The 20,755-nt window shown below is 72.9% G+C and carries 28 protein-coding genes; 3 read left to right on the top strand and 25 right to left on the bottom strand.

The window, feature by feature from the left end; genetic code table 11:
* Window positions 1-357: 357 nt before the first annotated feature.
* From tas to BLV05_RS08010, 17 genes are all read right to left on the bottom strand, one after another.
* Window positions 358-1,074, bottom strand: a complete 717-nt coding sequence (gene tas, locus BLV05_RS08075; protein WP_046771238.1) for a TIGR-Tas system RNA-guided endonuclease — start codon at window positions 1,072-1,074, stop codon at window positions 358-360.
* A 279-nt stretch (window positions 1,075-1,353) separates the two neighbouring features.
* Window positions 1,354-1,812: a hypothetical protein gene (locus BLV05_RS08070; protein WP_046771239.1), complete on the bottom strand. Its 459-nt coding sequence runs from the start codon at window positions 1,810-1,812 to the stop codon at window positions 1,354-1,356.
* Complete coding sequence (locus BLV05_RS08065; RefSeq protein WP_046771240.1) at window positions 1,809-2,069, bottom strand: hypothetical protein; 261 nt, start codon at window positions 2,067-2,069, stop codon at window positions 1,809-1,811. Before BLV05_RS08065 ends, BLV05_RS08070 begins: the two co-directional genes overlap by 4 nt.
* Window positions 2,069-2,278, bottom strand: coding sequence for a hypothetical protein (locus BLV05_RS08060; RefSeq protein ID WP_046771241.1), 210 nt, complete (start codon window positions 2,276-2,278; stop codon window positions 2,069-2,071). Before BLV05_RS08060 ends, BLV05_RS08065 begins: the two co-directional genes overlap by 1 nt.
* A complete protein-coding gene (locus BLV05_RS08055; protein WP_083421288.1) occupies window positions 2,271-3,461 on the bottom strand; it encodes an HNH endonuclease in 1,191 nt (396 codons plus the stop codon). The genes BLV05_RS08060 and BLV05_RS08055 overlap by 8 nt, the downstream gene beginning before the upstream one ends.
* A gap of 5 nt (window positions 3,462-3,466) precedes the next feature.
* Window positions 3,467-4,099: an Lsr2 family DNA-binding protein gene (locus tag BLV05_RS08050; protein WP_046771242.1), complete on the bottom strand. Its 633-nt coding sequence runs from the start codon at window positions 4,097-4,099 to the stop codon at window positions 3,467-3,469.
* Window positions 4,089-4,490, bottom strand: coding sequence for a putative metallopeptidase (locus BLV05_RS08045; RefSeq protein ID WP_052762890.1), 402 nt, complete (start codon window positions 4,488-4,490; stop codon window positions 4,089-4,091). The genes BLV05_RS08050 and BLV05_RS08045 overlap by 11 nt, the downstream gene beginning before the upstream one ends.
* The gene (locus BLV05_RS08040) at window positions 4,490-5,065 is read right to left on the bottom strand and encodes a hypothetical protein (protein ID WP_046771243.1); all 576 of its coding nucleotides are present in this window, start codon (window positions 5,063-5,065) and stop codon (window positions 4,490-4,492) included. The genes BLV05_RS08045 and BLV05_RS08040 overlap by 1 nt, the downstream gene beginning before the upstream one ends.
* Window positions 5,062-5,415: a hypothetical protein gene (locus BLV05_RS08035; protein WP_046771244.1), complete on the bottom strand. Its 354-nt coding sequence runs from the start codon at window positions 5,413-5,415 to the stop codon at window positions 5,062-5,064. The genes BLV05_RS08040 and BLV05_RS08035 overlap by 4 nt, the downstream gene beginning before the upstream one ends.
* A 106-nt stretch (window positions 5,416-5,521) precedes the next feature.
* Window positions 5,522-7,003, bottom strand: coding sequence for a ParB/RepB/Spo0J family partition protein (locus BLV05_RS08030; RefSeq protein ID WP_052762892.1), 1,482 nt, complete (start codon window positions 7,001-7,003; stop codon window positions 5,522-5,524).
* Window positions 7,000-7,197 carry a hypothetical protein gene (locus BLV05_RS36480; RefSeq protein ID WP_046771245.1) on the bottom strand — a complete coding sequence of 66 codons (198 nt, stop codon included), beginning with the start codon at window positions 7,195-7,197 and terminating at the stop codon, window positions 7,000-7,002. The genes BLV05_RS08030 and BLV05_RS36480 overlap by 4 nt, the downstream gene beginning before the upstream one ends.
* Window positions 7,194-7,748 carry a hypothetical protein gene (locus tag BLV05_RS36475; RefSeq protein ID WP_046771246.1) on the bottom strand — a complete coding sequence of 185 codons (555 nt, stop codon included), beginning with the start codon at window positions 7,746-7,748 and terminating at the stop codon, window positions 7,194-7,196. The genes BLV05_RS36480 and BLV05_RS36475 overlap by 4 nt, the downstream gene beginning before the upstream one ends.
* The gene (locus tag BLV05_RS08025) at window positions 7,745-7,966 is read right to left on the bottom strand and encodes a hypothetical protein (RefSeq protein ID WP_046771247.1); all 222 of its coding nucleotides are present in this window, start codon (window positions 7,964-7,966) and stop codon (window positions 7,745-7,747) included. Before BLV05_RS08025 ends, BLV05_RS36475 begins: the two co-directional genes overlap by 4 nt.
* Entirely contained in the window at window positions 7,963-8,100 is a 138-nt protein-coding gene (locus tag BLV05_RS35625) for a hypothetical protein (protein ID WP_157524216.1), read from the bottom strand. Before BLV05_RS35625 ends, BLV05_RS08025 begins: the two co-directional genes overlap by 4 nt.
* The gene (locus BLV05_RS08020; protein WP_046771248.1) at window positions 8,097-8,591 is read right to left on the bottom strand and encodes a hypothetical protein; all 495 of its coding nucleotides are present in this window, start codon (window positions 8,589-8,591) and stop codon (window positions 8,097-8,099) included. Before BLV05_RS08020 ends, BLV05_RS35625 begins: the two co-directional genes overlap by 4 nt.
* Window positions 8,592-8,765: 174 nt before the next feature.
* Window positions 8,766-9,080: a hypothetical protein gene (locus BLV05_RS08015; protein ID WP_046771249.1), complete on the bottom strand. Its 315-nt coding sequence runs from the start codon at window positions 9,078-9,080 to the stop codon at window positions 8,766-8,768.
* A complete protein-coding gene (locus BLV05_RS08010; protein ID WP_046771250.1) occupies window positions 9,077-9,319 on the bottom strand; it encodes a MerR family transcriptional regulator in 243 nt (80 codons plus the stop codon). The genes BLV05_RS08015 and BLV05_RS08010 overlap by 4 nt, the downstream gene beginning before the upstream one ends.
* A gap of 100 nt (window positions 9,320-9,419) precedes the next feature.
* Here BLV05_RS08010 and BLV05_RS08005 point away from each other — a divergent pair, with 100 nt between their 5' ends.
* Complete coding sequence (locus tag BLV05_RS08005) at window positions 9,420-9,710, top strand: helix-turn-helix domain-containing protein (RefSeq protein ID WP_152690955.1); 291 nt, start codon at window positions 9,420-9,422, stop codon at window positions 9,708-9,710.
* A gap of 102 nt (window positions 9,711-9,812) precedes the next feature.
* A complete protein-coding gene (locus BLV05_RS08000; protein ID WP_197683580.1) occupies window positions 9,813-10,952 on the top strand; it encodes a L,D-transpeptidase family protein in 1,140 nt (379 codons plus the stop codon).
* A 262-nt stretch (window positions 10,953-11,214) separates the two neighbouring features.
* Here BLV05_RS08000 and BLV05_RS07995 read toward each other — a convergent pair whose 3' ends face one another.
* The 8 genes from BLV05_RS07995 to BLV05_RS07960 form a co-directional block, all read right to left on the bottom strand.
* Window positions 11,215-11,856, bottom strand: coding sequence for a sortase domain-containing protein (locus BLV05_RS07995; protein WP_046771253.1), 642 nt, complete (start codon window positions 11,854-11,856; stop codon window positions 11,215-11,217).
* A complete protein-coding gene (locus BLV05_RS07990) occupies window positions 11,853-12,677 on the bottom strand; it encodes a DUF4397 domain-containing protein (RefSeq protein WP_046771254.1) in 825 nt (274 codons plus the stop codon). The genes BLV05_RS07995 and BLV05_RS07990 overlap by 4 nt, the downstream gene beginning before the upstream one ends.
* Window positions 12,678-12,686: 9 nt before the next feature.
* Window positions 12,687-14,585 (bottom strand): hypothetical protein, encoded by a 1,899-nt coding sequence (locus BLV05_RS07985; RefSeq protein ID WP_046771255.1) that lies wholly within the window; start codon window positions 14,583-14,585, stop codon window positions 12,687-12,689.
* 219 nt (window positions 14,586-14,804) lie between these two features.
* Complete coding sequence (locus BLV05_RS07980) at window positions 14,805-15,545, bottom strand: anti-sigma factor (RefSeq protein ID WP_046771256.1); 741 nt, start codon at window positions 15,543-15,545, stop codon at window positions 14,805-14,807.
* Entirely contained in the window at window positions 15,542-16,135 is a 594-nt protein-coding gene (sigK, locus tag BLV05_RS07975) for an ECF RNA polymerase sigma factor SigK (RefSeq protein ID WP_082155611.1), read from the bottom strand. Before sigK ends, BLV05_RS07980 begins: the two co-directional genes overlap by 4 nt.
* A gap of 119 nt (window positions 16,136-16,254) precedes the next feature.
* Entirely contained in the window at window positions 16,255-17,580 is a 1,326-nt protein-coding gene (locus tag BLV05_RS07970; RefSeq protein ID WP_046771257.1) for a cryptochrome/photolyase family protein, read from the bottom strand.
* A gap of 14 nt (window positions 17,581-17,594) precedes the next feature.
* Window positions 17,595-18,281, bottom strand: a complete 687-nt coding sequence (locus BLV05_RS07965) for a fasciclin domain-containing protein (RefSeq protein WP_083421287.1) — start codon at window positions 18,279-18,281, stop codon at window positions 17,595-17,597.
* A gap of 54 nt (window positions 18,282-18,335) precedes the next feature.
* Window positions 18,336-19,946, bottom strand: coding sequence for a molybdopterin-dependent oxidoreductase (locus BLV05_RS07960; protein WP_231948778.1), 1,611 nt, complete (start codon window positions 19,944-19,946; stop codon window positions 18,336-18,338).
* A gap of 182 nt (window positions 19,947-20,128) precedes the next feature.
* Here BLV05_RS07960 and BLV05_RS07955 point away from each other — a divergent pair, with 182 nt between their 5' ends.
* Window positions 20,129-20,725 (top strand): Uma2 family endonuclease, encoded by a 597-nt coding sequence (locus tag BLV05_RS07955; protein WP_052762310.1) that lies wholly within the window; start codon window positions 20,129-20,131, stop codon window positions 20,723-20,725.
* Window positions 20,726-20,755 lie beyond the last annotated feature (30 nt).

The raw sequence follows: 20,755 nt of genomic DNA, 5'->3' as shown, positions 1-20,755 counted from the left end.
CGCTCGTTCGGCACCCCCGGGCTGCACCCCCGGGTTCACCAGACCCCGGGTGTGCGGCTTACCCCGGGGCCGTTCGCCACGGGCGCGGGTCCGGATCCCCACCCCCGTCATTCGGCTTGCCCACGTCCTTGTTACACCCCAGGTGCGCGGCCACCAGCTGGGCCGGATCGTCACCGAACTCCTTGCCACGCGTGTGGTGCACCGACCCGTAGCCAGGATCCGGCCTCAGCGGATCCCACGGCAGCGTGCGGTCGATCAGCCCCCCGCACAGCTGGCACACCCAGCCGTCACGCTCGAGCACCTTCGCGCGGATCTTCCGCCACGCCCAGGTGCCACCAGAACCCCACGCGCCCGGCATCAGGGCCCCACGTCGTGGATCTCCCTGGCCGCCAGCCACAACGGCAGCAGCAGGCCCTGCTTGCCCAGCACCCTGAGTGCGTCGGCATGCCTGTGGCCCAGGCTCCACTCCGAACCCGCCGGCGCCGGCTTCCCCGACGGGCCACACCGGACACACGGTTCACGGTGGGTCCGGTCGAACGTGACGGCGCGGCGGTCGTCGTAGGCGGCACGATTGCCGGCCTTGAGCATCGACAATGCCACCAGGTGCACACGCGTCTTCGCCTCCGGCGAGTGCTCGATCGGTGAGCCGCGGCGCTTCCTGCTCCTGGCCGGGTCACCGTGACCGCAGTACTGCCACAGCTCACCTACGGTCCGGGGGCGGTCATGCAGATCGTTCCAGTACGGGTCACCCACCGCGGCCAGGAGCCGCGCGGCCTGCTTCTCACCGACACCCCTCTGGGCCGCAGCCCACGACCCCAGCGGATGCGTCCGCAGCTGACGCTGCACGTTCAGAGTGGCCTGGTGCTCCAGCTGGGCGATCGCGTCGACGATCCCGGCGAGTCGCTGCACGTCCGGGTGGGCGAGGTCCAGACCGAACCCCCGCTCCAAACCGTCGCTGTCGGCGTCGGTGCGGGTGAGCTGCCGTAACCGCGCCTCGTTGGCCACCCGGGTCCGTTCCAGATCGTCGAGGACGTCCGCCAGCAACTGCAGCGTCCGATCCGCCAGATCAACCATGCTCGTCTCCAGATCGTTCGTGCTCCCCCGCCGGCGCGGAGAAGTTGGGTATCGGGATCCCGTTGGCCGGCGGGGGAGCGGTTGAGCGGCAGCAGCGTGTCTGTCCTGGGCTTCGCTCTGGCCGTGGCCGCTGCCGTGCCTGTGGTCCCCCTCGCACCAGCGATTGCAAGTTGGGCTGCATCGACGATCTGGCTGGTGCGAGGGGAGTCCTTGGACCGGGCGCCGGCGCACGTTCATTGGGTTGCGACGCCCAGATGGCCGACGCCCGGTCGTCATGGGTCATGCCGCGGCGTCGAGCACCTCCGGATCGATGCTGGCGACCACACCATCGGCAGGTACGAGGGCAGCGAGCTGCTCCAGCCGCTCTGCGACGGCGACGTTGGCGGCCGCCATCGACCGCCTACGGGACGCAGCGAACAACAGATCGTCGCGCGTGCAGTCGCGCAACCGCTTCCACCCGTCCGGCGTCTCCCACCCGCCCGACAGCGGGAACCCCATCGCGTACTGCTCACGGATCCCGGACACCTTCCGAGACACCGGGCCGCCGTGGCCCGGGCGGCGCTGGGCGCCGATCTGCACCCGTGTGTAACCGCGTAGGGCCTGGGCGAGCGCGTCAGCGTAATGGCGTTTCGGGATGCGAGCCAGGAGCGCAGCAGCGACCACGCCCGGATCGGGATCGGCAGCCGCGGCCCACACCTCGTGGAACACGGTGCCCAGGTCGAACTCGTCAGTGCTCATGATCGTGCGTCCTCCATGGCGTGGTCGAGGTGTCCGAGAATTCGAGTCAGCTGGGCCGGCACCTTGCACTGTTCGCAGCGCGGCTCACCCCACGGCTCCAGCCCGGCGGCGGCGAACTCCCGGCCATGCACCGGGCACGACCGCGGCAGACCCCTCAGCGCCTTCCGCGTCCGCTCCAGGACATCGGTGAGCTTGCGCAGCGCGTGGTTCTCCTCTGCCCGTCGACGGGCGTACTCGCTGAGCTCCGTGCCCGCCATCAGGTGTTGCTGATCGCGCGCTCGACCTCGTCGTAGGTCGACGCGACCGGCTCGTCGGGCAGCAGGTCACCCATGATCTTGATGTAGGCCGCGACCCGGTACGCCTGCTGCTTGGTCGTGACCTGGACCGGTAGCAGCGGCACCAGCCCGTGGCCGGCGTTGTAGGCGATCGCGAAGTCGTTGTCGGTGCGGATCTCGGCGTCATCCATCGTTGGCTCCTTCGGTGAGTGGTGTGCACTTGCGGCATGGGTCGGGGAGGCCGTGCTCTGTGCAGGTGGCCTCGTCGTCGACGGTGGAGGCTGGCCCGGTCCAGCCATGCCATGGGGAGCCGAACCTGCCTGGTGTGGGGACCTCCGGTGCGGGCCCGGCATCCCAGCGGGGCTGTGCGGGCCGCTGTGGTCCTTCATCGCTGTCCGGGTCCGCACGGCCACCGCGGCCACGGCGGCGGCGCCGGCGGGCGGCAGGCGGCGGCTGGCCCTGTTCTACGGGCTTACCCCGCCCTGACCCTGACCAGCCCGCGGGCACGCCCGCGGCCCCGTACGCGTGCACGAGGACAGCGCCGGAGTGCTGGATATCCGGCGGATATCTGTTGGATCCGGCGCCGGTGGGCGGCACAGCGTCGGTCGTGGCCGGCGAACGCCCCTGAGAGGGTTCAGCGGCGGCCACGACCGGCGTGTCGTCCACCAGGGCGCGTGGGGCCGGTCTCAGGTCCATTTCGGCCTGCTCCGGCGTGCGGCGGCCCTTGCGCTGGTTGCACGGCTTGCAGCACAGCACCAGGTTGCGAGGGCCGAGCGCCAGCGTCGGGTCGACGTGGTCGATCGTCGGCTGGGTGTCGCCCTTGCGGTCGTTGCGGTTCAGGCGGCGGCCGCAGTACCGGCACGCGCCGATGTTCGGCTCGGCCGGGTCGAGGCAGTCGCGCGCCCACACCGCGTTGCGGATCCGGGGGCTCTGCAGCTCCTTCCGCTGCGCACGGGTGATCCGGACCGTCGCCGCGGGGTCGTACCCGAGGGCGAACCAGTCGTGGAACAGCCACGTCCCAGCGTCGACAGCGGGGCACCGCGAGCAGTCATGCCCAGCGGGGTGCCACAGCCCAGCGTCCACCAGCAGGTGGGCGAGCGCGTCGGCGAGAGGTGGGTTCAGCACGATCTGGAGCAGGCCGGCGCGGGTGACCACGCCGTCCGTTCCGCTGTCCTGGCACTTGGACCCGGCCAAGGTCCACACGCCCAGGGCAGCGAAGCCCATCGGGTCGTTCGACAACGCCAGCTCCGCCAACCGCATGGCCTTGCGGTTGACGTGAAGACGGTCGTCGACCTGGAAGAACGGCAACGTCAGACCCCCGTGGATCATGTAGGCCGTGGGCGGGCCCCGGCAGGCAGCGGTCGGCGGCGTCATGGGTCTCACCCGTCCGGCACCTCCACCGCGGCCTGGGCGTGGTCCTCGGCCAGATGGTCCAGGCCGACCTGCAGCGCGGCCTCCCACGTCGTCTTGAAGCCGTACTCGGTGCAGTCGCCGGTGAGGCATGCCCAGCGCCAGAAGCCGTCAGGGCGGCTCCTGACGCGGATCCGCGGCCGCGCGACGGCCCCCTCGCGGGAGGCCGCCCAGGCGTCGACGACGTGGTAGGCGATGGTGCCGCGGCTGGTGACCGGGATGCCGTTCGCGCGGGCCCACGCCCGCACGATGCGGGGCGTGCCGCCGAGCTTGCGCAGCCGCTCAGCGGCGGACGACGCCGGGTTCGCACGCGGCGTCGCGGCGACCACATCGGCCGATGGCGCGAGGTCGTTCGCCAAGGCGCGCGCCTCGTCGTCGACGGGGATGCCGGCATCGACAGCTTCCACGAAGGTGATGTGGCGGCGAGTGAAGAGTTCCCTGGCGCGGAGGGGCGCGCCCGGCGGTGGCCCGTCCGGGTTCGGCTTCGGCCACTGGAACCGCGGCCGCTCCGTGCGCGGGTCGCGGCCCGCGGACTCGCGCGGCAGATCTGGGCCGGCGTCGCCGTACACGCCGCCGCCGACCGCGGACCCCTCAGCCCGCATCGCTGCCGTCCCGCACGTCGGTCAGGGACAGCTCCAGCTGCGCGCCGATCGCGGCGCCGGCGAAGGCCTCGACCTCCGGGCGCCACAGGCCGTGCCGCTCGACCACGGCGGTGAACTCCTCAAGGTCGTGGCCGCGCGTTGCCAGGCGGCGGCCACCGTCGACCTCGTCGTCCTCGATGACCTCGAAGTGGCACAGCTCGTGATCCACCAGTGCGACACGCTGCTTCTCGTTCAGCAGCTCCCAGTACTTGACCTTCCCGGACCGTCTCGCCGCCGGCGCGCGGAACAGATAGTGGATCCGCATGTCGGTGAGGTCCTGGTGGTGCTCGGGGATCAGCAGCTCGGCGATCTCCTCGACCTCCGGTGCCCGCCAGTACGTGGTCCCGGCCATCAGCGATCTCCGTTCTCGCGGAGGACCTTGGCGGCCGCGGCGACGCGCCTGAACGCGTCTGCGTCGCCGCCGGTGTCCGGGTGGGTCGCGCGCATCGCGGCGCGCACCGTGCCGCCGTACTGGTCGATGACGGCCTTCGCCTCGGCCACCGTGGACACGCCGTTGCCGCCGGTGATGGCGCGGAAGCCGGTGTATTGCTGGCTCCGGCGCGTGATGCCGTACCGGTCGACGGCGCGCAGCGACTCGAGGCCGAGGGCGATGGACCGGACGTTGTGCTGCCAGAACGCGCACGAGTCGGTGGCGTACTGCAGCGGCCCGTGCCGGCTATCGAACGACAGCCGGACACCGGGGAACACCGGCTGGCGGGCGTTGCCCTTCGGCAGGCCGTCCAGGCGGATGTCCCGCTCGGTGAAATCGGCCTCGACGATCAGCGCCTCGGCGCCCAGCTCCCACAGCTCGCGGTCGAGCAGGGTGAGCGTGCTCTGCCACGACGCCTTGAAGGTGGCCCGGGACCGGCGGGCATCAGCGTGCGTGACCGGGTCGGTCCAGACCAGCGGGCGGAACGTCATCTTCATCGGCTCGTCCTCGCGGGGTCCGTCGGGCGGCGCCGCCGGTGCTGGGCGGCCTTGGGGCAGGTGGCGAAGTGGGCGTCATGGTGGGCGCCGCTGTAGTCGCCCTGGGTGATGCGGATCGCGGCGGCGGCCTCCGGCTCGTCGAACATGGCCGCGACGCGGGCGACCGCGGCGACGAAGCCGAACGCGACGCCACCGATCAGAACGAAAGCGCGCCCGTGGGTGGCCGGGTCGACCGGCGACGGGTTCAGCGGGATCGCCTTACCCGATGCCGCAGTGACCGCCCACAGCACCAGCTCGCCGCACGAGTCGCACGGCTTCGTGCCGTCAGCGCGGCGGATCGTCGAGCTCATGGTCGGTCACCTCCCGGTGGGGTGGTGGGGCGCGGCAGCTTCCCCGAGAAACGACAGGCGGCCGTCACCATGCGACGGAGTCGTCCCGCAGCCGCGCCCCACCGGCTCAGGTGCCGGCGTCCTCGCCGGCGTCGGCGTCGGTCGTCTGGTCGTCGGGGACGATGGGCTCGATCAGGGCGGCCTCGACCGAGGTGAGCTCGTAGCCGAGCTCCTGGAGCCGCGGCAGGTACCAGGCGGCCTGGGTCTCCACGTTCGAGCCCGGCCCGATCAGCGACGGCCGGTACAGGAACAGGCCCCAGAGCAGCTGCACGAGCGCCGGCGTGGACAACGTGTCGGCGTGCGCGCGCAGCCGCGCCGGGTCGCCCCAGTCGACGTCAGGGTCCAGACCCGCCAGCGCTGCATCCTCATCGTTGACCGACCCCGACGAAGCGAGGTCGGCGACGCACTGCCGCAGCATCGTCGCGACCTGGACCGGCGTGACCCGCTTGGTCAGCAGCTTCTCCAACCAGTCGTCGCGGATCTCGGACGCGGCCTCGAGGTCGGCCATGCGCTGCTCGCGCTCGGCACGCTCGCGCGCCTCGCGCTGCGCAGCGAGCTCGTCGTCCACGGACCGTTGCCCCGGCAGCACGTCGCCGTCGCTGGACACCGCGGGCGTGCCGTCACCCGTAGGCTCCGCCGGCGTCGGGGTCGCCGTGTACCAGTACGGGGTGCTGTACTGCCAGGTCTCTACGATCATCGCCTCAGGCGTTTCCTCGTCGCCGGCGTCGACCTTGGCGAGGAACTCGTCGATCTCGGGGCCGAGGAACCGGCCCCTCTCCCACCCCTCCGCCCGCTGGCCGGAGCTGACCCGCAGCACCGTCGCCACGCCGTAGCCGCCGAGCACGTCGATCTGCTCCTGCAGCCTCCCCTCGAACTCGGCGCGGCGGCGGAGCCGGTCCAGCTCGAGCTTCAGCTCGTTGTCGCCCTTCCCGACCGCCTTCGTCAGCTGCTTCACCGCCTCGTCGTCGTCGGGCTTGACGACCTGGGCGATCTCGTCGGCTTGGTGCAGGGTGATCTGGCCGGCGTGCAGGGCATCGCGGGCGCCGTCGGGCAGCGCGGCGAGCTGCAGTCGGCGCCGCACCGTCGTCTCGGACCGGCCGACCTTCTTCGCGATCTGGACCGGCGTGTAGTCGAACAGGGCGAGCCGCTGGTAGCCGTCGGCCTCCTCCACCGGGGTCAGCTGGTCGCGGTGCAGGTTCTCGGTCAGCATCGCCTCGATGACCTTGGCCTCGGTGTCGAGGTCGGGCCGCACGATCACCGGCACCTCGGCCTCAACGGCCTGCTGGGCGGCGGCGAGGCGGCGATGCCCGGCGACGACCACGAAGCCCGGGTCACCGTCGGGGTGGGGCGCGACGATCAGCGGCTCGATGATGCCCTGCTCGAGGATCGAGGCGACGAGGTCGGTGAGGTCGCCGAGCTCGCGGCGCACGTTCGCCTCGTGCGGTGCGATGAGTTCGAGGTCGACCCAGGCCTGCCCGGTGTCGGCGCTGATGCGCAGCGCGGTCCGCGCCTGCCACGGTGGCGTGGTGGTTGTCGGTGTCCTGGTCACGGTGTGGTGCCTTCCTGATCGGGCTGTTCCGGGGGAGTGATTGCCGCTGCGGGCCGGGCCGGCAGCGCGGGCGGCAGCACCTGCATGCCGAGGTAGCGGCCGAACCCGCCGGCACGGCGACGGCCACCGCGTCGGGCCCGCTTGCGGCGGATCAGCTCGGCCTGCCGCCACCGCGCGAGCTGCTCTTCGGTCATGGCGCGTCACCCGCCCGGCGCATGATCGAGCGGGCCAGCGCGATCGCGTGCTGGTGGTCGCCGACCTTGCCGTCCAGGCGGATGCACCGGGCGGCGTGCTCGAGCAGTGCCGCGACGGCGACGGCGGTCGCCGGGTCCCACGTCGACCAGTACGACGCCAGGTCAGGGTGGAGGTCGCTGGCGACGACGGTGTCGCGGCCCTCGACCACGACGCAGGCGAGCACGTCGATCTGGGCGTCTGGGTACCAGTACGACACCTTCGCGGCGCGCCGGCGGACCACCTGCGCGGCCCGGGTCAGCAGGACCTCGAGGTCCTTCGGCCGCGCGCCAGGGGTGACCGGCGGCGCCTCGATCGTGAAGCCGTCGCGCACCACCGGCGCCGCGGCGAGCAGGCGCGCGCTCGCCAGGACCTCGGTCACGTGCCCGGCGTGCGAGTGGCCGAGCTCGGACCAGCCGCACAAGCACGAGCCCGCGGTGTTGCGCTGGTGCGCCACCAGGACTGCCGCGACGACGGCCTCGATCGACGGCGTCTGCTCCACCGGCGTCGTCATGGTGCCTCCGGTCCGGCGTAGACGCGGACGGTCGAGCACGGCCAGCAGCCGCCGCAGTAGCAGCAGTGCCCCAGCTGCGTCGTCTTCCCCGTCACCGGGTGCGTGTCGATCGCCTGCTCGTGGGTGAGGCGGTCGCCGCCCTCGCCCTGCACCGTCAGCACGGTGAGGCCGGTGATCGGGCGCCGCCGGGGCCGCTTGTACCGGGTGCCGGCGCTCACCGGTCGCCCCGTTCGTGCGAGTGCAGCCACATCCGCTGCTGCCGCTTCGCCTTGTAGTACGGGCCGGCGGCCAGCATCACCGAGCACCCCGCGAAGAAGGCGGTGAACACGATCGTGAGGACGGTGTTGATCATCGGGGCACCGTCACCTTCAGCGTCTTCACGCTGGCCGTCTTCACGTCGGTCTCGTCGCGGTCCGCCGGGCCGCCGCAGGTCGAGCACAGGTCCGGCTCCACCCAGCTGCAGCCGCCCTCACAGGCGTCATCGTCAGTGCAGCCGCACTCGCGGCAGCTGCGCTTCTTCACCTGCGCGGCGGGCTGGTCGGGGTACCGGGTCACCCGCGGGTCGTCGAGCGGAGGCAGCCAGCCGCCCACCCGGGTCGCGCCGGGCTCGCGGCGCGGCAGCGGGGTCACGCCGGCCACGACGGCCAGGTCCGGCGGGGTCGGCTCGACGTCCGGGGCGCGGCGCACCGTGGTGTCCCACCACGCCTCGTCCTCGTCGCGGGCGATGGCCTCGTCGCGGCGGCCGTTGCGGTACAGGGCCCAGCCGCACAACGCGCCGAACGCGAGCAGGGCGGCCGCGAAGCCCGCCACGGCGAGGATCTGCCACAGGGTGTCGGTGTCCATCGGTAGGATCTCCTTCTCGGTGGTCAGCGGGTCCCGGTCACATTCGGCGTGACCGGGGCCCGTCCATTTGCGGGCTGGCTGCCCGCGGCGACGTCGTTGATGTCCGGGGGCTCGCAGGCTGGAGCTGGGTGGGGTGTGCGGGGTTCCCCCGGGGGCGAAGGTCCGCCGCACACCTCACCCAGCGGCTCGGTGACGCCCGTGACGCGGGCGACGATGGGCGTGCACGAGAGCACCGGCGAACGCCAGCAGCACGAAGGCGGCGAAGGCCCACGGCGCGGCGTCGACGGCGAAGTCGAGGGGCTTCTTCCACGCCTCGCCGATGTGGTGCGGCGTGCCGTTCATGCCGCCACCACCGCCGCCGCTACTCGACGACGACTGGCAGCCCGCCAGCACCAGGGCGAGGACGACGAGCGCCAGGGCGGCCCGTGCGATCAAGTTGAAGCAGCCGTCGGTCGGGCCGTAGTCCAGGCCCTTCTCCGCCCTGCTCATCGGCCGGCCGCCTTCGCGGCCGCCGCCGCGGCCTTCTCGGCGTCGAGCCGGGCGCGCAGGGCGTGCACGTCGTTGACGTCGAAGAGCCTGGCGCCGGACTGCCCGGGCAGCTGCTTGGCGACGTGGAGCTTGCGCGCCTCCGGCTTGAGGCGGTCGTCAGACCAGCGGGACACCGTCGCGCGGTCGACGCCGAGAATCTCGGCGGCCTGCGTGCTGGTGATGAGGTCATCGCTTCCCATGCGGAGAAGATTTGTCGATGCACAAGCTGTTGTCAAGCATCCGTGCTGAAGTTCCTGCAACCTCTTGCGCCGTGCACGGATCTGTGCGTAAGGTCGGTGCATGAGCGAAGCGACGACGACTGGTCAGGCGACAGTCCCTGTGTGGGACTTCACCGACCGCATGCTCAAGGCGCTACGCCACGCCGGCATCGGGCCCGGCGAGATGGCCGCCTACCTCGAGGTCTCCCGCAACACCGTGACCAACTGGACGAGCGGGCGCACCAAGCCGCCGGCCACTGCGGTCCGGTTGTGGGCGATGCGCTGCGGCGTCCCCTACGAGTGGCTGGCCCACGGAATCCACCCCGGACACGACCACGACGCGCCTTCTCTGAAGCGTGTAACCGAGTCGTAATGGAGATTGCCGTGTCACTACGGCAACCTGGTCCCTGTTTGATGAGTCTTTGAAGGTGGGAGCGGCGTCGCGGGGACGCCGTCAGATGGGGGAGGAACCAACGTGACGCGTCGTAGGAAGGCCGGCATGGGCGCGCTCATCGCCGTGCTCGCCGTCGCCGTGGTGTCGGCCGTGCTCATCGGCCTGAACCAGTTCGGCGGCGACGAGCCGGCGTCGGCCAGCCCACAGACGTCCGGCCAGACCGCGACGCAGCCGGCCGAGGAGACGCCTTCGGACACCCCGACCCCGACGGCGACACCCACCCCCACCCCGACGGCCACCCCGACGCCGACTCCCACCACACCACCGGCGCTGATGGCCGCCGGCGCCACCGGCGACCAGGTGCGTGAGCTGCAGGCGCGGCTCAAGCAGCTGCAGTGGTACGCACCCGACATCAACGGCGAGTTCGACGACGTCACGATCGCCGCCGTCACCGGGTTCCAGGAGAAGCGCGAGCTGCCGGTCACCGGCGAGGTCGACCAGGTCACCTGGGACACCCTCGTCGGGATGACCGAGACACCGACCGAGGACGAACTGAACAACGTCCTGACGCCCGGCCCGACGATCCTCGGCCCCGGCGACACCGGCGACCAGGTCCGCGAGCTGCAGGCCCGGCTCAAGCAGATCGACTGGTACAGCGGCGACGTCACCGACACCTACGGCGACACCACCACCGCCGCGGTCAAGGGCTTCCAGGAACGGCGCGAGTTCCCCACCACCGGCGAGGTCGACCAGCGCACCTGGGACAAGATCGTCGAGATGACCAGCACGCCCACCGACGACGAGCTGCACAACCGCGAGCCCGAGAACAACGGCGGCGACACCGCCGGCCTCGACGAACGCTGCCTCACCGGCCGGGTGCTGTGCATCGACAAGTCGAACAACTCGCTGCGATGGGTCGTCGACGGCGAGGTGCGCATGTCCTTCGACGTCCGGTTCGGCACCGACGAGACGCCGACCCGCGAGGGCGAGTTCCAGGTCAACTCGAAGTCCCGCGACCACGTGTCGTCGCTGTACGACACGCCGATGCCGTTCGCGATGTTCTTCAGCCGCGGCCAGGCGGTGCACTACTCGCCCGACTTCGCCGCCAACGGCTACAACGGCGGGTCGCACGGCTGCGTCAACGTCCGCGACCGCGACGCCATCGAGTCGCTGTTCGACCAGGTCAACATCGGCGACAAGGTCATCGTCTACTGGTCGTGATCGGCGCCGTCCCCGCCCGCTCGGGCGGGGACGCTGGGCCGGCCCCGGCCCCGGCCCCGGCCCCTTGCCCCCGGCCGATCCGTCCGCGCCGTTGGAGCTCTGCCGTCGCATCCGATGGCAGAGCTCGATCGCGCGCGATGGCGCTCTGCAGTCCTGTCCGATGGCAGAGCTCGATCGCGCGCGATGGCGCTCTGCAGTCTTTCCGATGGCAGAGCCCCAGCGGGAACACCACCACGCGCCGGGCCGCGGTTCCGCGGGCGGGTCAGCCGGTCGCGGTGGCGAAGACCACCAGGTTGTCCGTGTAGTGGCCGGCGGCCTCGTCGAACGTGTGGCAGGTGATCAGCCGCAGCTGCCGGTCCGGCACCGGCCCGTAGACCTCGTCGGTCGGGAAGTCCGCCTGCGGCACCGTGCGGCTGCCGTCCACCTCGAACACGCTGACCGAGCCGTCGCTGAGCTCGACCTCGACCTGGTCGCCGGGGCGCAGCCGGGCCAGGCCGGCGAAGACCGCGGCGCCGCTCGGCGAGTCCACATGGCCGGCGATGACGGCCGGGCCGGGCGCGCCGGGCACCGGTCCGCCGGCGAACCACCCGGCCGACTGCCAGTCCGCAGGCGCGGCCAGCCGGCCGTCGTCCTCGCGGTACAGGGTCTCCAGGGCGCTGTCGATGCCGATCGCCGGGATCCGCACCCGCACCGGCACGGTGTCGTCGACGGGTATCGGCCGCGGCCCGGTCGTCGCGTCCGGCGACGGCGTCTGGCCGGCCTGTGCGGGTGCGGCGGTCGCGGCGCCGGGGGGCTGCGTCACCCCGGCGCCGCCGCCTGCGGCGGACACCGTCGCCTCGTCGCCCGCGCACCCGCCGGCGACCGCGACGGCGAGGATCACCAGCGCCGTCGTGATCCGCCTCATGCCACCCGTCGGCGGCGCGCCAGGACTGCGGTGACGACGGTCAGCCCGGCGACCAGCGCCACCGCTCCGAGCGGCGTCGACCAGCCCGGCTCGTCGGCCAGGCCGCGGCCGCCGGTCTCCACGCCGCCGGCCGGCGACTCCGGCGTGCCGGTGCTGTCCACGACGCCGACGACCTCCAGCTCACCGTCGACGTCGAGGACGAAGAGGGTGTCGACGCTGCCGGCGGCGAGGTCGACGTCGGTGCTGCCGGTCCCGGCATCGCTGGCGAGGTTCAGGGTCCAGCGGCCGCCGGGCACCTCGGTGTAGCCGGTCGCCGTCCCGAACTCGGCGTTGTCGGCCAGCACCGTGCCGGTGTCGGTGGTGACGGACACCGCCGGCGACGAGACGGCGGCCGAGATCAGCCGTACCCGCGCCTGGCCGGCCGCAGGCGCCGTCAGGTCGTCGACGAGGATGCGGCCGGAGAGGTCGGCGTTCATGCCGACGGCGGCCACGGTGATAGCGACGCCGTCCTCGATCTCGACGGCCGCGGTGATCACCGGCTCGGACTCGGCCGGAGCGCCGGCCGGACGCATCGCCGCGGTGTACGTCCCGGCGGGCAGCCGCGCGTAGTTGGACACGTCGCCGTAGCCGACGTCCTGCAACTCCAGCACGGACGCGCCGTCGAGGCCGGTCAGGCTGACGTCGACCTCAGGGGTGTCGGGCGACAGGTGCGCGAGCCGGGCCCAGCCCTCGGCCGCCGGCGCCTCGGCGCCGACGGCTGTACCGGCGACCAGCGCGACCACTCCTGCGGCCGTGGCCAGGGACATCATGATGCGCTTCATAAGGATCTCCTAGGGACTGTCGTGCTGCGGTGGATCGGGGAGCAGACCGCGCGGCGCGGTCAGCGAGTACGTGGCGGTGACGGTGGTCCCGTCGGTGTCGACCTGCGACGGCGTGAACGGCGGCGGCTGGCCCAGCAGCCAGAGCGCGACCCGGGCGGCTTCGTCCTCCGTAGGCAGCCCGCTGAGGACCACCTGGCGGCGCACCCCGGCGTCCTCGCCCGGCAGCGCCGGCAGCGCGACGTCCACCTCGTGCGTGCCGGACAGCTTGCCCAGGATGATCACCAGCCGCGGGTCGACCCGCCCGGCCTCCGCCACGGCGCGCGCGTCGGCGTCGAACCTCAGCGCGTCGTTGCGCAGCAGCTGCCCGGTCGCGTAGCCGACGGTGCGCCGGTCGTCGGCGGCGACGGCCTCGGCGACGTCGCGGCCGAGCGGGTGGATCGCGCGGATCTCGACCCGGCCGTCGCCGCTGCCGAACTCCGCGACGACGGTCGACTCGGCCAGCGCGGCCCGGACGTCGGGGCGGTCGGTGTCGTCGTCGCGCAGCGCTGCCGTCGACACGATGTAGTCGTAGTGGGTCCAGCCCGGCGGCCGCGGATCGAAGGCCGGCGGCGCCGCGACGGTGGCACCGAGCGGCAGCAGCTCGCCCGGCGACTCGGCCGCCGGGTAGCTGGTGAACGGCAGCACGCCGCCGGCGGAGAACCCGGACCGCAGCAGATCGGCCCGGATGGTGTGGTCGACCACGAGCCGGCCCTCGCGGGGCACGTTCGCCTCGAGCCAGCGCTCGGCCTGCTCGACCGGCGCGACCGGGTCCTCGCGCAGCAGCGGCCGCAGCTCGCCCGGCCAGGTCGCGGCCACCGCGACGACCAGCGCGGCGGCCGCGGTCGTCGACATGATCGCGAGCGGCGTCGCCTCCGGCCGGCCACGCATCGACAGCATCCGGACGACCAGGCGGTGCGCGGCCGCGGGCACCAACAACGCCGCCAGCGGCACCGCCGCGATCAGCAGGGCGACCGGCGCCGACCCGCCCGGCACGACGATCAGCAGCACCAGCGTGAGCAGCGCGCCCGCCACGGGGCGCAGCGGCCGGAACAGCAGTGCCGCTCCCGCCGCGACCGGCCCGACGACGAGCAGCACCGGGTCCAGCGTCCACCACCGCTCCGGCGTGCCGCCGCCGAGATCGCCCAGCGACATCAGGACGTACGCGTACCCGCCGGCGCCCGCGGCGGTGGCCACGCCGGCCAGCACCAGCCGCCACGCCCGGGCCGTCACCTGCTGCCACATCATCCACACGACGAACGGCGCGACCACGAGGAAGGTGGTCTGTGTCAGCGCGGCGACGACCATCGCGGCCGCGGCGGCAGGGAACGCGACCGGCTGCCGGCGGCGCGCCGTCGCGAGCGCGAACGCGAGCAGCGTCCACAGCACGGCGACGTTCTCGGCCAGCACCATCCGGTGCAGGTGCAGCGCGAGCGGCGAGACGGCGAAGAGGACGACGGCGACCGCGGCGGCCGGCCGTGCCACACCCAGCCGGCGGGCCAGTATCCAGAGCAGGACCACGCCCAGCAGCAGCACGACCAGCATCGCCTCACGCCCGCCGGCGACGGCCTGCGACGCCCGGTCCAGCGCGCCGGACGGGCCGATCCAGGCGGCCAGCTGGGCCAGGCCGAGGTCGCCGGAGAACGACCAGGCGCCGTCGGCGATCCGGGCCACCGCCTCGCCCTCGACCTCGGCGAACGCGGGTGCGCGGGCCATACCGGCGGCGTGCACGAAGCCGGTCAGCGTCAGTAGCGGGGCCAGCCAGGCGAAGTCCGGCCCGTTGCGGCGGAACCACTCGCGCACCGGGCGGGGCCGCGGCGGGCGCGGCTGCACCGGGATCGGCAGCCGCAGCTCGTCGAGGTCCCGCGGCAACGCAGGAAGTGTGGACACGGTGTCGCGCAACGCCGACGCCTCCCCCCGAGGTGTCGCACAGACCTGCGCGCCGGCCCATGGTCAGGCATGACGCCGAACCATGATCGCCAGGCAGGTCAGGCTCGCGGTTTCCTGACCATCAGTCTTCGGCGGGAGTGTATACCGAAATATGACTAAGTGAACCGAATTGTCATGATCCATTCCGAGAACGGGGAATGATCAAGCCGGCAGTTCGATCACCATGACGGGGTCCGTGGTCGGCTGCGGCGACCCGCCGTCGGGTTCGACGGTGATGCCGAGCCGGTCGACGCCGGCCAGTCCGCGGGCGGTATGCGGGCCGACGTGGCCGTCCGGCGGACTGCCCAGCAGGCCCGCGGCCACCATGCCGCCGTCGGCGTGCATGAGCCACAGCTGGTACTCGTGCCCCTCCGGCGCCGGCTCCATGCCGTCGCCGATGAACACCGCGACGTCCAGCGACCGCGCGACCAGCACCGTGCCCTGGCTGTCGCCCGCTCCGACCCGCACCAGCTCCATGTCGTCGGCCTCGACCAGCTGCCGCATCTGGGCGCCGATCTGCTGCGACCGGTCCAGCTCGCCCTGCGTGTCGTCGAGCCGGATCCCCAGTACGACGATGCCGGCCACCAGCGCCGCGACCAGGCCCGTCGATACCCGCGGCCACCAGCGGCGCAGCACCGGCGCCCGGCCGGCGGCCACCCGCGGCGGCAGCGGCCGCACTTCGGCGACCCGCGTCAGCACAGCTTCGCGCAGGCGCGGCGGCGGGGTGACGGCGGTGGCCGCGCCCAGCCGGGCGGCGGTCTCGCGCAGCTCGTCGACCTCGATGCGGCAGTCGGCGCACCGCTCCAGGTGCTCCTCGAACCGGCGCGCCTCGTCCGGCGGCAGTGCGTGCAGCGCGTACGGCGCGGCCAGCGTGTGGATGCCGGCGTCCACGGGCTTGTTCATCGCCCCACCCCCATGCAGTCGCGCAGCCGGACCAGACCGTCGCGCAGCCGTGTCTTGACCGTACCGAGGGGAGCATGCAGCAGCTGCGCGACCTCGCGATAGGTGTAGCCGTCGTAGTAGGCCAGCGCGATCGACTCGCGCTGCAGGTCGGTCAGCGAGTCGAGGCAGCGGCGCACCTGCTCGCGCTCGACGTTCGCCTCGACCTCCTCGGCCACGCGGTCGTACGGCCGCTCGTCGTCGCGGCGGGCCACCCGGTCGTCGCGGTCGGTGTCGGCCTGCTCGCGGCGTACGCGGTCGACGGCGCGGCGGTGCGCGATGGTCAGGATCCAGCCGCGGGCGGTGCCCCGCTCCGGCCGGAACCGCGACGACGTCCGCCACACCTCGACCAGCACCTCCTGCGCGACCTCCTCGGCCAGCGCCCGGTTGCGGACCACGGCCGTGGCGATGCCCAGCACCGGCCCGGCCATGGCGTCGTAGACCTGCTCGAACGCGACGGCGTCGCCGCGGGCGCAGTGGTCGAGCAGCCGGCCGAGCCGGTCCCCCGGCTCGGGCTCCGGCTCACCGGCCGGCACCGATCGCAGCGTCACCATCGAGCATCCTCCACCGTCATCGTGCACCCTGACTATGGAGTGTTCGGCGCCGCGGGGCGAGCGGATTGGTCCGACGGGAAACGGCGCACCTCCAGCTGGGTATACCTGTGCCGACGGCGTCAGAGGTCGATCAGCGGGTCCGGATAGTCCAGCTCCTTGCGGCGGTCGTCCGGCAGCGTCCACGGCGTGTGCACTGCCGGTCCGTCGAGCCCGGCCAGTTCGGGAATGTGGCGGCGCACGTAGGCGCCGCCGGGATCGAACCGCCTGGCCTGGCGCAGCGGGTTGAGCACCCGGTTGGGCCGGGTGTCGTTGCCGGTGCCGGCCACCCACTGCCAGTTGCCCGCGTTGTTCGCGACGTCGCCGTCGACCAGCCAGCCGAAGAAGTGCGCGGCGCCGGCCCGCCAGTCGATCCGCAGCGTTTTGGTGAGGAACGACGCCGTGACCAGCCGGGCGCGGTTGTGCATCCAGCCCTCGCGCAGCAGCTGCCGCATCCCGGCGTCGACGATCGGCACGCCGGTCTGGCCGCGCCGCCAGGCGTCGAGGGCGTCCGGGTCGTCGCGCCAGACGATGTCGCGGTCGCGGTAGTCGCGGTGGGCGATCGCGGGGACCGCCGCCGTCACCTGATGGTGGAAGTCGCGCCAGGCCAGCTGCCTGACCTGCTCCGGCGCTCGGTCGGCCAGCCGGTTCGCCACCTCCAGCGGCGACACGCAGCCGAAGTGCAGGTACGGGCTCAGCCGCGACGTGTGGTCGCCGGCCAGGTCGTCGAGATCCGGCCCGCCTGCGCCGGCCCGCTCGGCGGCGGCGTCCAGCAGGCTCCGTCCGGCCGTCTCCCCACCCGCGGGCAGGTCGGGCGAGGTGGCGCCGTCGGCTACCAGCTCGTCCACCGACGGGAGCCGGCCGATCCGGTCGAGGCCGGCGGCGGGGACGGCCCGCGGCGCCGGCAGCTGGTCGCGCCAGGCGGCCTTGTCCCAGGCGCGCCAGAACGGGGTGAACACGCGGTAATGGTCGCCGCCGGCGGGGACCAGCTCGCCGGGCGGCACCACCGTCACGCCGGGGTAGGCACGGAACCGGACCCGCCGCTGCGCACAGGCGGCGGCCAGCCGGTGCTCGCGGCGCTGTGCGTAGCCGCTGACGTCGGCGCTGCACAGGAGTGACGTCGCGCCGGTCGCGGTCACCACCGCCATCGTCTCGGCGACCACGTCGCCGCGGCGCAACACCAGGTCGCCGCCCCGGCGGCGCAGCTGCTCACGCAGGTCGGCCAGCGCACCGGCGAGGAACGCCGCGCGGTTGGGCGCGGCGTTCCGGCCGGTGAGGATCGCGTCGTCGAGCACGAACAGCGGCACCACCCGGCCGGCCTGCTCGACGGCGGCGGCCAGCGCCGGGTGGTCGTGCACGCGCAGGTCGCGGGTGAACAGCACCACCGCGGTGTGGCGATCCTCCGTCATGGCTCCAGCGTGGATCACATCGGCGGCATGAGCACGCCGTCGATCAGATAGACGGTCGCGTTGGCCGTCGTGACGCCGCCGCAGATGACGTTGGCGCCGTTGACCGTCAGCGCGTCCGCCGTGCCGGCGACGGTGACCGGTGCACCCTGGACCGTGGCCTGCTCGCCGACCACCTGGTCGGGCGAGAGCTGGCCGGGCACCACGTGGTACGTCAGCACCGTCGTCAGCAGGTCCGCGTCGGTGGCGAGGGTGTCCAGCGTGCCCTGGTCGACCGCGGCGAACGCGTCGTCCACCGGCGCGAAGACGGTGAACTCGGCGCCGTTGAGCGTGTCGACCAGGTTGACCTGCGGGTTCAGCTGGCCGGACACCGCGGAGACCAGCGTCGTGAGGATCGGGTTGTTCGACGCGGCCACGGCGACCGGGTCGTCGGACATGCCCTCGACCGAGCCCTCGCCGTCGGGGACCTGGGAGGCGTAGTCGGCGCAGCCCGGACCGACCGGGCCGGCCATCGGCTCCTCCGTCATCTCGTCGGCCGGCTCGTCGGCCGGTTCGGTGGTCTCCTCCTCGGGTGCGGAGGTGCTGTCGCCGTTGCCGCTCGCCGTCGAGTCGTCTCCGTCGTCGTCGCTACAGGCGGACAGGGTCAGGGTGAGTGCGGCCGCCGTCGCCAGCAGGACGGGGACTCGCCTGGTCAGGAGCTTCATGGTGGTTCCTTTCGTGGTGTCGGTTCGGTGTGCTGTGCTGGTGGTGCCCTGGAGTCAGGTCACGCGCACCACCACCGAATGCCAGCCGCTGGACCCCTCCGGGAACGGCGGCGCCTGCTCGTCGGTCTGCCGGTCGCCCGCGCCGTCGGTGGCGCGGACCCGGAGGGTGTGGTTGCCCGGCTCGGCGTCCCACTCCCACGACCACTGCCGCCAGGTGTCCACCGACGCCTCGTCGGCGAGCCGCGCGGCCCGCCAGTCGCCGTCGTCCACCTGCACCTCGACACCGGTGACGCCGCGGTGCTGCGCCCACGCGACACCGGCGACGACGGTGCGGCCGGCCGCCACCTCGGCGAACGACCCCGGGACGTCGATGCGCGAGGCCGTCTTGATCGGCGCCTCGGCGGCCCAGCCACGGTCGGTCCAGTAGGCGGAGGCGCGGTCGAACCGGGTCAGCTCCAGCTCCGTCACCCACTTGGTGGCCGAGACGTAGCCGTAGAGGCCGGGGACGACCAGCCGGGCCGGGAACCCGTGCGCGATCGGCAGCGGCTCGCCGTTCATGCCGACCGCCAGCAGCGCGTCGCGCCCGTCCCTGACGACGTCCAGCGGTGTGCCCGCCGTGAACCCGTCGACGCTGGTCGACAGCAGCATGTCGGCGTCGGGGCTCGGGTCGGCGCGGTCCAGCAGGTCGTTCAAGGGGTAGCCGAGCCAGACCGCGTTGCCGGCCAGCTCGCCACCGACCTCGTTGGAGACGCAGGTGAGCGTGATCATCCGCTCCACCAGGTCCAACCCGAGGAGGTCCTCGAAGTCCAGCTCCACCTCCTGGCCGACCATGCCGTGGATCCGCAGCCGCCACTCCTCCGGCACCACTCGCGGCAGGTCGAGCGCGGTGTCGACGCGGTAGAAGTCGCGGTTCGGGGTCGTGAACGGCGTCATCCCGGCGACGTCGAGCTCGGCGCCGGCCGGGACCGGTGCCGCCGTGTCGGCCGGCGCCGGCAGTCGCAGCGCGTCCCTCGCCTCGCGCACCTCGGCCAGCGTCCGCCCGAACCGCCGCCCGCCGATCGCCGTCAGGACCGCCATCCCGGCCACGGCCGCGGTGAGCAGCAGCACCTGCCGCCGCGGCGGCCGCGCGGCAGATGCGGACTCCCCCGACGTGCTCGGGTCCGCATCCACCGCGCGAGTCTGGTCGGCCGCCGGAGCGCGGTCGCGGAGCCGGCCCACCATCAACGTGAGCGCGGCGGCGCCCGCGACGACGCCGGCGAGGCTCGGCAGCGCCCAGGCGGCCGTGGCCGTAGGCCGGCCGAGCGCGGCGGCGACCGCCACCCCGCCCAGCAGCAGCAGCACCGCCACCCCGGCCCGGCGCCGCCACCGCTCCAGCACACCGCCGATCGCCGACAGCACCAGCAGCACCCCGGCCATCCCGCCCAGCAGGACCTGCTTGTCGTTCTCGCCGAACGTCCGGATGGCGAAGCTCTTCAACCACTCCGGTGTCAGGTCGACGAAGGTGTTGCCGACCGCCAGGAACGGCGCCGCCGCCGGCTCCACCACCAGCGCCGCGACCAGCTCGCCGACGCCCAGGGTGAGGCCGCCGGCCGCGATCCCGGCCAGCGCGGCCAGGCCGCGGGTCCCCACCGGTGCGTCGTCGCGATCATGCCCCGTGTTCGACACGGTCCACGCCGCGGATTGGTGCGATCCGAGGAATCAGCCGTTCGGCCCGTTGTCCACAGGCCCGGCCGGTTCGCCGAGTTGTCCACATTTCGCGATTCGCCGGTGGATCCCGGCCGCGGCCGGCGCAAGAGTGGCGACATGCCGAACAGCAGTGCGAGACTGACGAGAGGAGAAGAACCCAGATGGTGGTGGTCGACATGCCGGCGGTCGAAAGGGCGAAGCTCGAGGTTCCGATCGGGCCTGGGCGATGGACTTTCGACGATCTGCTCGCACTGCCCGAGTCAGACTGGCGGTTCGAGATCATCGACGGCGGCCTGCTCATGACACCGCCGCCTGGGCTCTACCACGAAGGTCTCTGGCTGAAGCTGCGTGATCTCATCAAGGACGCCGTGCCCGCCGATCATCTGGTCCTCGGATCGCCGGGCATCGACATGGATCCCAGTTACCTGATCCCAGACGTCACGGTCGTGCGACGCGATGCCGTCCGGCGGGGTCGCCGCCTCGCCCATCCGTCCGAGCTGTTGCTCGTAGTCGAGGTGGTGTCGCCGGGGTCGAAGTCGACCGACCGGTTCCTCAAGCCCGCCAAGTACGCCGAAGCCGGCATCCCACACTTCTGGCGGGTCGAGTTCCAGCCCGAGCTCAGCCTGACCGCCTACGCGCTGCCCCACGGCGGCGACGCATACACCGAAGCGGGCACGTGGACGGCCGGTCAGACGGCGACGATCAGGGCGCCGTTCCGGGTCGACATCGACGTCGCGGAGTTGGCGCCGGACCGTTGATCCGCCCGGCCAACCGGGCGTAGGCATTTC

Origin of the sequence: Jiangella alkaliphila (genome assembly GCF_900105925.1) — a bacterium.
Taxonomy (GTDB): domain Bacteria; phylum Actinomycetota; class Actinomycetes; order Jiangellales; family Jiangellaceae; genus Jiangella; species Jiangella alkaliphila.
Note: the sequence above shows the minus strand (reverse complement) of the source record. Positions and strands in the feature narration are given on the sequence as shown.